Origin of the sequence: Psychroflexus maritimus, from assembly GCF_011089875.1 — a bacterium.
Taxonomy (GTDB): Bacteria; Bacteroidota; Bacteroidia; order Flavobacteriales; family Flavobacteriaceae; genus Psychroflexus; species Psychroflexus maritimus.
The window spans coordinates 159060-174411 of the sequence record NZ_JAANAS010000050.1; the positions used below are offsets into that span (position 1 = coordinate 159060).

The 15352-nt window shown below is 34.5% G+C and carries 10 protein-coding genes; 4 read left to right on the forward strand and 6 right to left on the reverse strand.

Going from position 1 to position 15352, the window contains the following annotated elements:
* Positions 1-260 precede the first annotated feature (260 nt).
* Complete coding sequence (locus tag G7034_RS07630; protein ID WP_166400364.1) at positions 261-2633, forward strand: TonB-dependent receptor; 2373 nt, start codon at positions 261-263, stop codon at positions 2631-2633.
* Between the two features lie 80 nt (positions 2634-2713).
* On the opposite strand, the gene G7034_RS07635 is transcribed toward G7034_RS07630, so the two are convergent.
* Both G7034_RS07635 and G7034_RS07640 read right to left on the reverse strand, forming a co-directional pair.
* Positions 2714-3697, reverse strand: coding sequence for a DUF4837 family protein (locus G7034_RS07635; protein WP_166400365.1), 984 nt, complete (start codon positions 3695-3697; stop codon positions 2714-2716).
* A 423-nt stretch (positions 3698-4120) separates the two neighbouring features.
* Positions 4121-5356 (reverse strand): IS4 family transposase, encoded by a 1236-nt coding sequence (locus G7034_RS07640; protein ID WP_166400366.1) that lies wholly within the window; start codon positions 5354-5356, stop codon positions 4121-4123.
* Positions 5357-5481: 125 nt separating this feature from the next.
* On the opposite strand from G7034_RS07640, the gene G7034_RS07645 reads away from it, so the two are divergent.
* The 3 genes from G7034_RS07645 (at position 5482) to G7034_RS07655 (ending at position 10023) form a co-directional block, all read left to right on the forward strand.
* On the forward strand, positions 5482-7392 hold the full coding sequence (locus G7034_RS07645) for a polysaccharide biosynthesis protein (protein WP_166400367.1): 1911 nt from the start codon (positions 5482-5484) through the stop codon (positions 7390-7392).
* Positions 7392-7883 (forward strand): C40 family peptidase, encoded by a 492-nt coding sequence (locus G7034_RS07650; RefSeq protein ID WP_166400368.1) that lies wholly within the window; start codon positions 7392-7394, stop codon positions 7881-7883. Before G7034_RS07645 ends, G7034_RS07650 begins: the two co-directional genes overlap by 1 nt.
* A 91-nt stretch (positions 7884-7974) precedes the next feature.
* On the forward strand, positions 7975-10023 hold the full coding sequence (locus G7034_RS07655; RefSeq protein WP_166400369.1) for a ComEC/Rec2 family competence protein: 2049 nt from the start codon (positions 7975-7977) through the stop codon (positions 10021-10023).
* A 24-nt stretch (positions 10024-10047) separates the two neighbouring features.
* On the opposite strand, the gene G7034_RS07660 is transcribed toward G7034_RS07655, so the two are convergent.
* The 4 genes from G7034_RS07660 to G7034_RS12085 form a co-directional block, all read right to left on the reverse strand.
* On the reverse strand, positions 10048-11691 hold the full coding sequence (locus tag G7034_RS07660; RefSeq protein ID WP_166400370.1) for an Ig-like domain-containing protein: 1644 nt from the start codon (positions 11689-11691) through the stop codon (positions 10048-10050).
* The gene (serS, locus tag G7034_RS07665; RefSeq protein WP_166400371.1) at positions 11691-12962 is read right to left on the reverse strand and encodes a serine--tRNA ligase; all 1272 of its coding nucleotides are present in this window, start codon (positions 12960-12962) and stop codon (positions 11691-11693) included. Before serS ends, G7034_RS07660 begins: the two co-directional genes overlap by 1 nt.
* Before the next feature lie 122 nt (positions 12963-13084).
* Positions 13085-14755 (reverse strand): ABC transporter ATP-binding protein, encoded by a 1671-nt coding sequence (locus tag G7034_RS07670; protein WP_246166794.1) that lies wholly within the window; start codon positions 14753-14755, stop codon positions 13085-13087.
* A 426-nt stretch (positions 14756-15181) separates the two neighbouring features.
* A partial coding sequence (locus G7034_RS12085; protein ID WP_166400373.1) for a T9SS type B sorting domain-containing protein occupies positions 15182-15352 on the reverse strand: 171 nt, incomplete at its 5' end.

Below are 15352 nucleotides of genomic sequence, written 5' to 3' on the forward strand. Positions count from 1 at the left end.
AAAAGGCAACATATTTATTGAAGTTCAGAATTAAATAACTAATTTTGTTTTTTCAATCTCATAAGGGGTGTTTTACGCAAGTAAGGCTGAGATTATACCCAATGAACCTGGGCAAGTAATGTTGCCAAGGGAAAAAGCGCAAAGTTAATCTTTGTGGCTTCAATTGTGTTACACTCCTGTTAGCTAAGGTAGCTTTCAGGATTTTTTATTTTAATAATCACCCAAATAATGGCCCCTTTTATTTGTAAATTTTTTTACAAATGAAAAAGTTATTTTTTTGGGGTTTGCTTGTACTTAGTTACCTGCAAATCCACGCACAAACTTTCCAAGTTACTGGAAAAGTTACAGATGAAAACCTCCCTCTAGAAGGAGTTAGTGTTTATCCTAAAGGGAAAACTGTGGGAACCACCACCAATCAAGATGGGGAGTACCAACTTAATTTGCCGCAAGGAAAATACATCCTAGTATTTGCCTTCGGAAATAAAAAAGAAGTAAGGCTTACTTTAACCGAAGACCAAGAAGTTGATGTAAATTTAGCGGAAGCAATCTCTAACTTAGAGGATGTTATTGTTCGTTCGGTTCGCGTAGATGCAGATTCACCTATCACGCATTCTAATTTGACTAAAGAGGAGATTAGAGAGCGAAATTTAGGGCAGGACATTCCTATTTTGATGCAGTATATGCCTTCTGTAGTTTCTACTTCAGATGCAGGTAATGGTGTTGGTTATACGGGTATTCGTGTTCGTGGTAGTGATGCTTCTCGAGTAAATGTAACCTTGAATGGGATTCCTTACAACGATCAAGAAAGTCAGGGAACGTTTTGGGTAAATCTACCCGATTTTGCTTCTTCGGTTGAAAATCTTCAACTGCAACGTGGTGTAGGGACTTCAACCAATGGTTCTGGAGCTTTTGGAGCTAGTTTAAACATTCAAACTGATGAAGTTTCAGAAGAAGCCTACGCCGAAATTGGAAATTCATTTGGTTCATTTAACACCCGAAGACACAATGTAAAGTTTAGTACTGGACTAATGAATGAGCATTTTGAAGTTTCTGGAAGGCTTTCTACTATTAATTCAGATGGGTATATTGATCGTGCTTTTTCTGATTTAAAATCCTACTTCCTTCAAGGTGCTTACCAAGACGAAAACAGATTGATAAAAGCTATAGCTTTTGGTGGTCACAACATTACGTACCAAGCTTGGTTTGGCATTGATGAAGCTACTTTAAAGGAAAACAGAAGGTTTAATCCAGCGGGACAATACACTGATTTAAATGGAAATACTCGTTTTTATGACAATGAAATTGACGATTATAAGCAAGACCATTTTCAACTGCACTGGAACGAAAAAATCAATCGCTATTGGTCCACTAACTTAGGATTAAATTATACTTACGGAAGAGGATATTTTGAGCAATTTAGACCTGAAGCAGATATGATTTTTCACGGTTTATTACCGCAAAACACTTCCGAAGAAAACACCACCACCGATTTAATTAGACAACGTTGGTTAGATAATGACTATTATGTAATTAATGCCAATATCAATTACCAGGATAACGAATGGGATATAACTACGGGCGCTTTTTACAGCTATTATACCAATAATCATTTTGGGGAAGTAATTTGGGCAAGAAACACAGGTTTAGCAGAGCCAAGCGATTTATACTACGATGGAAATGGTACAAAACGAGAATTTACCACATTTAGTAAAGCTACTTATAGAGTAAATAATCAATTTTCAGTGTATGGGGATGTGCAATACAGATATGTAAATTATCAAACCTCTGGAATTACTTCTTCTTTAGAAAATTTGTTGATTGACCAAGATTTTAATTTTTTTAATCCAAAGGCAGGACTAACCTACCAATTAGACAAAAATTTTCAAATGTATTCTTCCTATGGAAGGGCACATCGCGAACCAAGAAGAACAGATTTTGAAGAAGGAATTAACGATGCAGAACGTTTAGATGACTTTGAATTAGGATGGCGTTATGAGAGTAAGCTTGCCAATTTTAACGTCAACTTATTCTACATGCTTTACGAAAATCAAATGGTATTAACCGGAGAACTTGACGACGTAGGAAGACCTGTGCGAGAAACCTCTGGCGAAAGTTTTAGAAGAGGAATTGAAATAGATGCTGAAGTGCGCATAGGTCAATTTACTATTCGGCCTAATCTAAGTTGGAGCAGTAATAAAAACAGAAACTTTTCAACGGAAACTGACGGTGAGTTAGTAAATTTAGGAAGAACTAATATTTCTTTTTCGCCGAATCTTGTAGCGGGAAATATGTTGATGTGGAATCCAAAAGAAAACGTTCAAATAGGATTCTTAAGCAAGTATGTAGGTGCTCAATACATGGGCAATATTGATAGCCCAACATCAAAACTTTCTTCTTTTTTTGTGAATGACTTAAATTTAGTGTATGAAATTAGGGAAGTAGGATTTGTTAAAAAAATAGTTTTTAATGCTTTAATCAACAATATTTTCAACAAGAAATTTGTATCCAATGGTTATTTTTTCAGGTATGACGACACCTGGTCTGAACCTGGTGAAACTACAACTATTGAGGGCGCTGGCTTTTATCCTCAGGCGGGTAGAAACTTTTTAATAGGTAGCACCTTGATTTTTTAAAATTTAAAGCATCTTCGTTTTTATGAAAAAAGCTCTTTAAATTGATTGTTTAAAGAGCTTTTTTGAATTGAACGTCTTGATTATTGTTCAAATTTCAAGGATTTTAAGATGGCTTCAATTTCAAAAATTTGATCGCGTTTACTTTTTGAAGGCCTAAACACGAAACCTTCTGCAATAAGGTAACGTTGATTAGCTTCGTCTTTAATGGCATAAAGCAAAAACGGCCCAGCCATAAAAGCATCTTTTACTTCCCACGTTCCTTTCACTTCGTAAGCAGGTTTTCCTTTGAAATTAAGGTTTTTTATAAAAGGCATGTAGGCTTCTTCTGTAATCATGAATTGTCCTTCACGAGGACCTGGAATATGTTTTTGCCCAATAGAATCTCTAATTTTTATTAAGTTAACAATGGGTTCATTTTCATTATCCACAAGTTCAATAGGCACTTGATAAACCATAAGTTCTAAGCTTCCTTTAGGAATGTCTTTACGCATCCAAATAAATTTTTCTTCTTCTTTAGCGTAACGGTAGGCTGAAGGAAAGCTCAAACTAATTCCAAATTGATCAATTAATGGCTGAGGCGTCTGGGTTGATTTTTTAATTCTTCTAGACTTCTCTGCAATTTCTGTTTTTTTTAACTCCCTTATAAAATCTTCCCCTTTTTCTTCAAGTAAATTGGCAATCTGCGATGCATTTTCACCATGAATTAAAATTCCGTTTTGCGGTTTTGCATAGGGGTTTTCTAGCACTTTGTAGCCTTGTTTTTTATTGGTTTCTACTTGGATAAAAATTCTGTTTTTCTTAGCAAAACCGGAGAAAGTCTCTGTTGGCAAGTGGTTGAGATTAAAAAGTGGTTCTATTTGAGGGAGTCCATCAACTTCAGCAGCAAATACATCTCTAATATTTTCACCTATAGCTCCATTCCAGTCTTTTGTATCCATGATTACATTTAAGAAATTGATGTTTCCTGAAGAGTTAGCTTTAGCTATTTGGCTATCAGACTTGTTATCCTTACTCTGACAACCAACGAATAAAACAACTAAGAAACCGACTATTATTTTTTTCATTTTAATTTATTTATGCTAATTAATTATAAAACTTGAAAAATATTGTGTAACAGAAACACCTATAGCTAAAATCATTCCAAATTTAGTTTTAATAGAATTAAAACAAGTGTTTTATTGAAGGCTTATTTTTAAGTTCGTTGAGTTGGTCAACATTTATAGGGTTGATTAGAAAGTCTTGACTTGGCTATAGTTTTTTTCAAGTTTTCTAGCATTTCTTGAACATCGTAAAATTTGAGAACATCCTCACAAAAATCACTAGCCTTCAAAAAAATGCCTGATAACTGAATATCCTTATTGATTTTGTGATTATAATCGAACCCAGGTTATTGAATTAAGTTAAGAAAAATCACTAGCATCCGAAACTTTTTTAGTTTTGACTAAAACCAGAGTCTTAGCCCAACAAATGCGTTACAACTATAGCTTTTACCCTGAAAATAAGTCCATCCTATGTTTTATTTCCATTTGTGAATTAGGTAGAACTTTCTTAACCCCCTCCTTAACTTGATTACAAACGTAGTCCAGAGTAAGATAGTGATACAAGCAGAATCTTATTTTTTCAGTGAGATTTGAGAATGCTGTATTTGTTTTATCTATTGTTCTTCTTATCAATTCCAAGAGTAAATAATTAATCAAAGCAATGTATATCTGTGATTTAACAGCATTTTCGCTTGTGCCCCAAAATGTTTTGACTTGTAAGTTTTGTTTTAATGATTTAAAAAACAATTCGATATCCCAACGTTTTTTATACAGCTCTGCGATAGTATTGTAGTCCCAGTCGAGCTGATTTGTTATAATAGCTATCACTTTATTCTCATCTTCTTTGTACACATGAACTAATCTTAATTCATGTTTGTCTATTCCTGTTTTTGTAGCTTTATTTGAGTTTAGCTGAATGATTTCATCCTTGAGGATATGCCCGTCTTTATGCTCAGGCAATTCTAACTCTTTAATGGTTTGGTAACTAGTGTTTGATTTTATTCTTGTTACAAACACGTTGTTTGCCTTTATTCTGTTTAGCATCAAATCAAAGTCAAAATACCCTCTATCTTCAACAATTACGGTGTCTTTTGGAAAGATTAATTGCTCAAACCCATAGCGGTCATGAACTTTTGCTTCTGTAATATTTACCACATCAGGAAGCATCAAACCAATATCAAAACTGGCATGTAGCTTTATGCCACCTTTAGCTGTCCGAAACTCTGCCCAGTCAAACATTGCCAAACATAGCGATATAGTTGAGCTATCTATTAATTTAATTACCTTGTCTTTAACCTCTTCAATGATGTGTGTTTTGTGGTGCTTCTTTAATACCGTTTGGTAGTGGGACAAAAGTCGATGGTACAAGTGCTCAAAGACGCGCCAGTCACGTTTTTTGTTGCCATCACTCATGGTTGAACGTGCAGGACTTTGTGCTAATTTAAGGTCTTCTATGAATTTTTTGTTTATCCTTATTCCACTCGATATACCGCTTAAACTCTCACATTTATTAAGCTGTCCGAAACTTAGGGCTACTAATTGATCGTAAGTCTTGTATTTATGGGTGTACTTGTCTGATTTGTACTTTTGGACACAACTCTGGAATAACCAAGTAGGAATTAAATCTAATAATTGTCGTATAACTGGTAATTTTGTATTTTTGCTTCGCCTGAAGAGTCCCATATTTTTAAATTTTATTTTGCAAAACAAAAATAGAGGATTCTGAGGGCTTTTTAAAAATTCGACTTTCGGATGCTAGTGAAGAAAAATAATTGTATATTTGCTTAACTTTTACCAAGTAATTTTTTTTGAAAAAAATAACTCTTTCCATCGTTAAGAATATTAAGGCACTATCCAAAAATTATGTGCCTAGGTGGATTATATTATTAATTGATTCTACAATTGCCTTAATTGCTGCTTTTGTTAGTTTTTTTCTAGTTGATACCATTGATGCGCAGCAAGAATTATTCAATTTTAACAATGGACTTTGGGGTTTGTTTGCTATTCAAGTTTTTTATTTTTTTGCGTTTAAATCTTATGCGGGTATTGTTAGATACACCAGTTTTAAAGATGCATTTAGGCAACTTCAAACTACAATTTCAACAGTTGCTACTGTCTTAATTATAAATCAATTTCTGTATTATTACCTGGGAAAAAAAATTATCGATGATGCGGGAGTAATCATTTATGGTTTTATTGCCTTTTCATCCTTGTATTTTTTCAGAATTATTGTAAAACGTGCCTACCAAATTGTACAAGCCAATACAAATTCTTCAAAGGCTTATATTTTAGGAACTGATTTAACCGATGTGGCTATTGCCGAAGGTATAATTTCAGACCCCAAAAAGAAATTTACTGTTGTTGGGTTTATCTCCGAAAAAAAGCAAGCCAAAAAAAATAAAATCTTCACACTTCCTATTATTAGTGTTGACCAAATTCCTATTAAACGAACTAAAGGCGATTCAATTATTATTTCTTCTGAAAAGTTAATTAAAATAAACAGGGAAAATCCAGCCTTAATTCAGCAGTTATTAGAATACAATTACAAAATATATAAGCTTCCAGAAATTCAAAATTGGGATAATACTCAGTCTTTATCTGCTGAAGTTAAAAAGGTAAATTTAGAGGACTTATTACAACGAAACCCTATTAAATTAAACAAAAATAGAATTAGAAAAACCTATGAATCTAGGACTATACTAGTTACTGGTGCTGCAGGATCAATTGGAAGTGATATTGTTAATCAGCTTATTCCGTTTGAACCTGAATTAATTATTCTATTAGACCAAGCTGAAACTCCACTTCATACGGTTAGCCTGTTTTTGGATAATGATCATCCAGATATTGCGTACAAAAAAGTTATAGCAGATGTTACTAACCTTAAACGATTAAACTCGGTATTTGAAACTTATAAACCCGACATTGTTTTTCATGGAGCTGCTTATAAGCATGTGCCAATGATGGAAGATAATCCTTTTGAAGCATTTAGTGTGAATTATATGGGCACTAAAAACTTGGTTGATTTAGCACAAAAGTACAACATTAATCGCTTTGTTTTTGTTTCTACTGATAAAGCTGTAAACCCCACTAACATAATGGGTGCATCAAAACGTAGCGCAGAGATATACGTTCAGGCAGCCGCTAGAAATCAACTAAGTAGAACCAATTTTATTACTACTCGGTTTGGTAACGTGCTTGGTTCTAATGGCTCTGTGATTCCTTATTTCAAAAAACAAATTGAAAATGGTGGTCCTGTAACGGTTACCCATAAAGATATTACTCGGTATTTTATGACCATAGATGAAGCCTGCCAGTTAGTTTTAGAAGCAGGGGCTATGGGTAAAGGTGGTGAAATTTATGTGTTTGACATGGGTAAACCCGTAAAAATTTTAAACCTTGCCGAACAAATGATTCGTCTGTCAGGTTTTATTCCTTATGAAGAAATCGATATCGTTTTTAGCGGTTTAAGGCCAGGCGAAAAATTATATGAAGAGCTACTAGCTGATGAAGAAAATACCCTGCCTACTCACCATGAAAAAATCCTTATTGCAAAAAACTCTTTTCGATTTAGCACAGAAAATTTCAAATTATTAGACGAAATGACTACTTCTATTGAAAACTGTGATGTGGAAAATGCTTTTAACAAAATGAAGCTACTTGTGCCTGAATACAAACAGGCAGATAACGATGACAATCAACCTAAAATTAAAGTTGTTTAATGAATACGCTTAAAAAAAGTGTTTCCCTAAAACTTTATTTCAAGTTCCTAGTCTTAAGCCTACTTGCAATTCAATTACAATCTTGTGCAGCAAAAAAAATAAGAATAAAAAACGCCACCACAGTAGTTAATTATTCAAAACAATATTTAGGAACTCCTTATGCGTGGGGTGGTACTTCAAAAAAAGGAATTGATTGTTCTGGCTTAGTAGTAAATTCATTTCAACAAGTAGAGGTTTATTTACCTAGGACAACCAAAGAACAAGTTAAAACAGGAAAAAGAAAGGGCAGGAAAAAACTTAAAAAAGGAGATCTTGTTTTTTTCAATACGGCCAAACGTGGCAGAAAAGTAAATCATGTGGGTATTGTTACCGAAGTTAAAGGGAACGACATTAAATTTATTCATGCTTCTTCTAGTAAAGGAGTTATGATTTCTTCACTAAAAGAAACTTATTGGAGAAAAAACTTTAAAAAAGCAAGAAGGGTTTTATAAACCAAAACTTAACGTAAAGCTGTGTTAATTCACAAAAAATTTTGTAATTAACTAAGAATTAGTTAATTTAGTCTCAACTAATTTATTTAAAATGAGACTGCTTAACTTCATCGTAATTCGATTGAGCCTGTTTTTTGTGCTAGGCACATTACTAGGGTTTTGTTTTGAAATTAAAATTTATCATCAATTAATTGGTCTAGCTTTTAGCCTTTCGTTACTCTTGGTGTATTACCTAATTCAGCGTAAATCGTTTCATCCGCCCTACACTTTTTCTGCTTTGGTGTATGTTGTCATTCTTCAACTAGGATGCGTTAATGCTTCTTATCACCTGCCCAAAAATCAAGAAAACCACTTTATACATCAAACTAAAAATAATCATCAAACCTTTGTATTTAAAGTTACTGAAGCTCAAAAAGACAATGATTTTAACTACAAATACTTGGCTGATATTTACCAAATTAATCAGCATAAAAGTTTAGGTAAATGTTTGGTTCATTATCAGAAGGATTCACTTCGTCATCACTTGGAAGTTGGGGTTGTATATCAAGCAATTGGTAAATTTCAAGATTTTAAAACACCTAAAAATCCTACAGATTTCAACTATAAGAAGTTTATGGAAAGGCGTGGAATAAAGAAGCAAGTTTACCTTAAATCTGAAAACACGGTTCGGCTAGGGGTAAAACAAAAAAGAAACCTAACGGCTTGGGCACATTACAAAAGACAAGAAATAAAAGACTCACTAGCTCAAAATGGATTTTTAAAAAAAGAATCGGGTTTAATTCAGGCGCTTGTTCTTGGTCAAAAAAAAGACATCGATGCAACTACCTATCAAAATTTTTCAAAAGCTGGCGTGGTTCATATTTTAGCAGTATCTGGCTTACATGTTGGAATTGTTCTGTTACTGCTCCAGTATATTTTTAAGCCTTTAGATTGGCTTCCTTACGGAAAAATTTTAAAAACAATTTTAATCCTTGCTTGTTTGTGGCTGTTTGGCTTAATGGCAGGTTTTTCTCCCTCTGTTACACGTGCGGTAACTATGTTTAGCTTGTTTGCTGTGGCTATCAACATGAAACGAAAAACCAACACCATTAATGTGCTGTGTATCTCCTTATTAATTTTATTGCTCATTCAACCTAACCGAATTTTTGAAGTTGGATTCCAATTGAGTTACTCGGCAGTTTTTGCAATAGTAACTATGCAACCTCCTCTTTTTAAACTAGTTCAACCAAAATGGAAACCCCTAAAGTACCTTTGGTCTGTGGCTAGTGTAACGCTAACTGCTCAATTAGGTGTCTTACCTTTAAGTTTATTTTACTTTAAGCAATTTCCAGGTCTATTTATGCTAGCCAATATTGTAATTATTCCCTTACTTGGAATTATTTTGGGTTTAGGAATACTTGTTGTAATATTAAGTCTAGCCGGCTTTTTACCTGAATTTTTGCAAGCTTTTTTTGCACAAGTATTGAACTTTCTTAGCTTTTTTGTAAACCAAATCGCCAATCAAGAAGAGTTTGTTATTCAGAACATTAACTTTAGTGAATGGATGTTTATAAGTCTTTCTATAGCTATTTTCTTTCTCTTACTTAGTTTTAGGAAACCGAACTTTGGCAATTTAGCTCCAATGTTATTAGGCTTGAGCTCTTTCTTTGTTGCCGCCTTAGTTGAACAATCTAAAACAAACCAAACCCATCAATTTATTGTATTTGATCAAGCAAGAAAAACCATAATTGGATCTCAGTTTGCTGGCCATTTAGACCTTTTTTATTCAGCAAAAAATACTAATGAAATAGCTACTAATTATGCAGTTAAAAACTATGAAAAACTAGAAGGACTCAAAACCATCTCATTCAATAAGAAGCAAAACATCTATGCTTTAGCCAACGAAGAATTTTTATTGGTTGTTGATGAAAAAGAAATTTACCAACTTCCAGAATTAAAAAACTCCATTGTATTACTTACTAATTCGCCTAAAATTAACCTCAATCGTTTAATTGAAATTCTTGAACCTTCATTAATTATTGCTGATGCTAACAATTACAGAAGTTTTATTGAACTGTGGAGAACAACCGCCGTAAAAAATAAAATTGATTTTCATTATACCTATGAAGACGGCGCTTGGCTTAAAGAATGGAAACAATAAAAATAGTTGAATTGACTATTAATTTTACTTTTCGGGTAGTGTAATCACTTCCGAAATGTCCCAGTTTGTCCTTACGTGAATAGATGCTCTTGAATAATCAACTTTTTCTGGTTGACGACCTTTCAAGTAATTGCCTGTATCCCATTTCCCATTTTCGTTTTCATCGTAAATAACACGTACAAAATACCGACCTGATTCTATCAGTTCGAATTCAAAAACCTGACGTTGTTCAGCATATTGTTCATATTTTACTTCATCTTGATCGGTAATTAACTGAACAATTGCTGGATGCGATTTCATGCCTTGCAAAGTGATGGTCAAATTGCTTAATTCTGCATGTTTTTTGGGCTTAAGTTTGTAATTTAAGGTATCTGGATTGGTTTTTTCAAAAAGGCTAAAAATCCCACCAGGCAATACCGTAATTTCATAGCTTACTTCCTCTTCTTTTTCAAAATCAAAAACCAATTCGTTATTGAATTTATCTAGTTGAACATCATAATCAACCAGAATTGAATCTGATTTATTAAAAAATCTGATAGAGTCTTTTTCGAATCTTGAAATAGGCACATTTGGACTATAAATTTTGAAATTTTCATAGTAGCCAATGCTTCCCTTAGGTTTTGCTTCTAAGGTTAAGGAATCTTTTTCTAGTTGTTTAGGATAAACTGTAAGCGTATCTGTTTTCTTTCTATTTCCAAAACTAAATAATAACGAATCAGCTTCAATAAAAGGCGTAAACCAATAATTAAGTGTGTCTTTATCTTCCTCTTTAACAACCTGATAATTAAAGTCTTCAGGGGCATCAGAAAGCAATTTTATTTCATGGTTAGCTTCTGTAATTTCTCCGCGGTAACCAAAAATTATTTTATTTAAACCTTCTTGTTTAGGGCGTTCGGATTTAAAAGGAAGGCTTTCTTTAAATATAGAAAGGTTGAAGAACTCTTCGTTTTGTTCTGGCAGATAAATAGTATCTTCCCAAAACCCAATCCTATCTTGATTTGGGTCGAATTTGTAGGTATTCATTTCATCTGAAATAGCCCTTAATTTGTAGGCACCAGCTTTCAAGTTTTCTAAGCGATAATAATTTGTCGTGTCTAGGGTATAGGTAATATATCTTGGGGTTTCGTTAAAAACTATAGAGTCTGTATAAGTGGTATCGACGGCATATAACATAACTGAAACAAATTCATCCGTTACTCGTTTTTCTGGCGTATCAATGTAACCTTGTAGGTTTAATGAATCCAAGTAATCTCCCGTAGAAAAAACATACTTGTAAAAAGGAAACTGATTTCCTTCATTATTGTCTTCTATACTCGTTCCAAAATTAATAGTATAGGTTGTGTTTTCTTCTAGAGAATCTAAATCAAATTCTAAGCGTACAAATTTTGAAGCTGGACCAAGCGGGTGGACGTCTGGCCTAGGATTTATGGGTGGCGAAAAGATAATTTGATTCCTAGGGTTATTTAACTTAATGTATTCATCAAAAGTAATTTTGACTTCTTTTTTTCTAAATAAAGTAGAGAAATTGGCGGGACTTTCACTCATTACTTTTGGTGGCTCTTCATCTACAGGGCCTCCTTCTGGTCGTCCACGCTGTGCACAACTCCACAAAGTATAGGTAACTAGCCCTAAAAAAAGAATAACGAGTAAATGCCTTAATCCGTTCATTAATCTATGGTGTCAAAGCCTGTAAATGGAAGTAATACATCTGGCACTTTAATGCCTTCAGGAGTTTGATAATTTTCTAAAATTCCTGCTAAAATTCTAGGTAATGCCAACGCACTTCCGTTAAGCGTATGAATTAAATTTTTCTTTTTATCCTTGTTTTTGTACCTGATTTTTAAACGATTTGCTTGAAAAGTTTCAAAATTAGAAACCGAAGAAACTTCTAACCATTTATCTTGTGCCGTTGAAAACACTTCAAAATCGAAGGTCAAAGCAGAGGTAAATCCTAAATCGCCTCCACATAAGCGTAAAATTCTATAGGGAAGTTTAAGCTCAGTTAAAATTCCTTCCACATGATTCACCATTTCATCAAGCACTTGATAAGAAGTTGATGGTTCAACAAAGTTCACAATTTCAACTTTATCAAACTGATGCAATCTATTTAAACCTCGTACATGTGCGCCGTAAGACCCTGCTTCTCTCCTAAAACAAGGTGTAAAACCTGTGCATTTAATGGGTAATTGCTCTTCCGTAAGTAAATCGCCTCTATACATATTAGTCAGTGGAACTTCTGCAGTAGGAATCAAATATAAATCGTCTTCCGTAACGTGATACATTTGACCTTCTTTGTCAGGCAATTGCCCTGTACCGAAACCAGAAGCTTCGTTCACTACTAAAGGCACTTGGTATTCGGTATAACCAGCTTTGGCATTTTTTGCTAAGAAATAGGTAATTAAAGCCCGTTGGAGTATGGCTCCTTTTCCTTTGTAAACAGGAAAACCAGCACCCGTAATTTTGTTACCTAGTTCAAAATCAATAATGTCGTATTTTTTTGCTAACTCCCAATGCGGAAGGGCTTTTTCGTGTAATTCAGGAACGTGACCAGCGCGTTTAAGCTCTTCATTATCCGCTTCACTTTTTCCAGCAGGAACACTTGGGTGAGGGATGTTTGGTACTTCATACAACAAGTTTTCCAACTCTTTTTGAGCTTGTGTCATTTGCTCATTCAGTGTTTTGGTAGAATTTTTTAAATCAGCGGTTTGCTCTTTAAGCTGGTTGGCTTCTTGCGCTTTTCCTGCTTTAAAAAGCACACCAATTTCTTTAGAAAGCTGATTGGATTGCGCTAATAATTCATCCAGTTGAGCTTGAGTTGCCCGTCTTTTTTCGTCTAACGAAATGATTTGGTCAAATAACGAACTCGCATCAAAATTTCTTTTTTTCAAAGCTTCGGTGTAAGCTTCTTTATGCTGAATGATTTTTTTTACCTCTAACATGTTTGTTCCTTTAGGTGTGTATGGATTTTTGAAGTTGCAAATTTAGTAATTTTATGTTTCAAAAGCTTTTCTCAAGCAATTTAATACCGAAAAGGAATTAGAGTAAATGAAAAATTCTGAAGCTACAACTTCACCGCTTCAATTAAATTTTGAGTGTAGGCTTGTTGTGGGTTTGCATACACTTCATCCGCTTCTCCTTGCTCTACAATCTCTCCCTTTTGCATCACCAAAAGTTGATCTGACATATATTTGACTACGGATAAATCATGCGAAATAAACAAGTAAGAAAATCCAAAATCTTGCTTTAATTGATTTAACAAATTAAGCACCTGGGCTTGTACAGAAATATCTAAAGCTGAAACCGATTCGTCACAAATAATCAACTTTGGATTCACGGCAATGGTTCGCGCAATACCAATTCGCTGGCGTTGTCCTCCACTAAATTCATGCGGATAACGGTCAAAATGACCAACTTCAAGCCCCACTTTCTCTAAAAGTTCTAAACATTTCTCCTTACGTTCCTTAGCCGAAGCATACAAGTCGTGAACTTTCATCGGTTCCATAATGGCTTCACCTATTTTTATTTTCGGATTTAAAGACGAAAAAGGATCTTGAAAAATCAATTGAATTTCCTTCCGTAATTGCCTTAATTCTTCACCATCAAGCCGAGTAATGTCTGTTCCCCTGTAATGAATGCTTCCTTGGTCAACTTGGTCTAAGCGAAGAATGAGATTGCTCAAGGTCGATTTACCACAACCCGATTCGCCTACCAAACCCATAGTTTCGCCTTCGTATAGTTTAAAACTAACTTTATTCACCGCTTTAAATTCTTCCGATTTTTTCCACCAAGAAGTGGACGAAAAAAAGCTTTTTTCTAAATCTTTTACTTCTAATAGTGGTGCTTGCCCATAGATTTTTTGATGACGCTGTTCTCGTTCTTCTGTTTTTTCCTCATGGAAATCTACTTTATTTTCCAAAAAATCTTTCACCGTAGGAAGTGGTATTAACCGTTTTTCGGTAGTAGGTTTGGAAGACAATAATGCTTTTGTGTAGGTTGCTTTAGGATGATTAAAAATTTCATCAACTGTATTTTGCTCTATCAGTTTTCCTTGGTACATCACCAAAACACGGTCGGCCAATTGAGCTACAATTTCTAAATCATGCGAAATAAAAACCACACTCATTTCTCTTTTTTTCTGAAGGCGTTTAATTAAATGAAGGATCTCTTTTTGCACACTCACATCTAAAGCAGTAGTGGGTTCATCGGCAATAAGCAGTTTAGGATGATTGGCAATGGCCATAGCAATCATTACCCGTTGCTTTTGTCCACCACTAATTTCATGCGGATAAGCTTTGTAAATCCGTTCGGGATAAGGTAATTTGACTTCTTCAAACCAAGACAAGACTTGTTTTTTAGCTTCTGAAGAACTTATTTTTTGATGCTGAAGAATAATCTCCAAAACCTGTTTCCCACATCGCATAGAAGGATTCAGGGAACTCATAGGCTCCTGAAATATCATCGAAATTACATTTCCTCTCAGCTTTCTGAAATCTTTTTCTGAAGTTTGGACAAGGTTCTTTTCAGCAAACAAAATCTCCCCTTCAACTGAAGCATTAGGCGATAAAAGTTTCATAATAGCCATGGAAGAAACCGATTTCCCAGATCCTGATTCGCCTACAATTCCAAGAATTTCATTAGTACCAATTTGATAATTTAGTGAATGAACCACTTGATTTTTTCCCTCTTCAGAAGGAAAACTAATGTTTAAATTATTTACTTGAATTAAGGCCAAACTGTATTTTTTTTGCAATTTACTATAAAAGCCTTTTTTTGATTGGAAATTAATGTTTTTTTTGAGAAGCATCCTTAGACGTTTTTTCTCAGGAAGTTTACTTTGGGTTTAACAAAAAGAAATTCCGCACATCCCCCTTCCTTTTATCATTACGCAAGAGAGATAACGAGATGCGGAATCTTATGAATTGGAATAATGAACGTGTTTTTTGTTAGGTAGTTTATTTGTGTTTTCATTACGGGGAGATTCCGGATAAATTTCTTAGGAAATTTTCCGGAATGACAAGTTAATGAGGGTTTTGTCACACCGAGAAACGAGGTGTCCCCATCCTGCTAATCACGTTCTGCTTTTCAAGTCCCCCCTTCGGGGGTTAGGGGGCTTAGTCCCCTCCCCTTTGGGGAGGGCTAGGGAGGGGCTTTTAGGGCTTTACCTCTTCAACGTAAAATTAGACTTAAACGTTTTTCTAGCGCCTGTTCTGGGGTCGGTGTATTCTACTTTGAACCAGTAATCATTGCTGGGCATGGGTTTGCCATTATAAGTGCCGTCCCATCCTTCACTACTCGGACTTAATTGCTTGAGCAGTTTCCCATAACGATC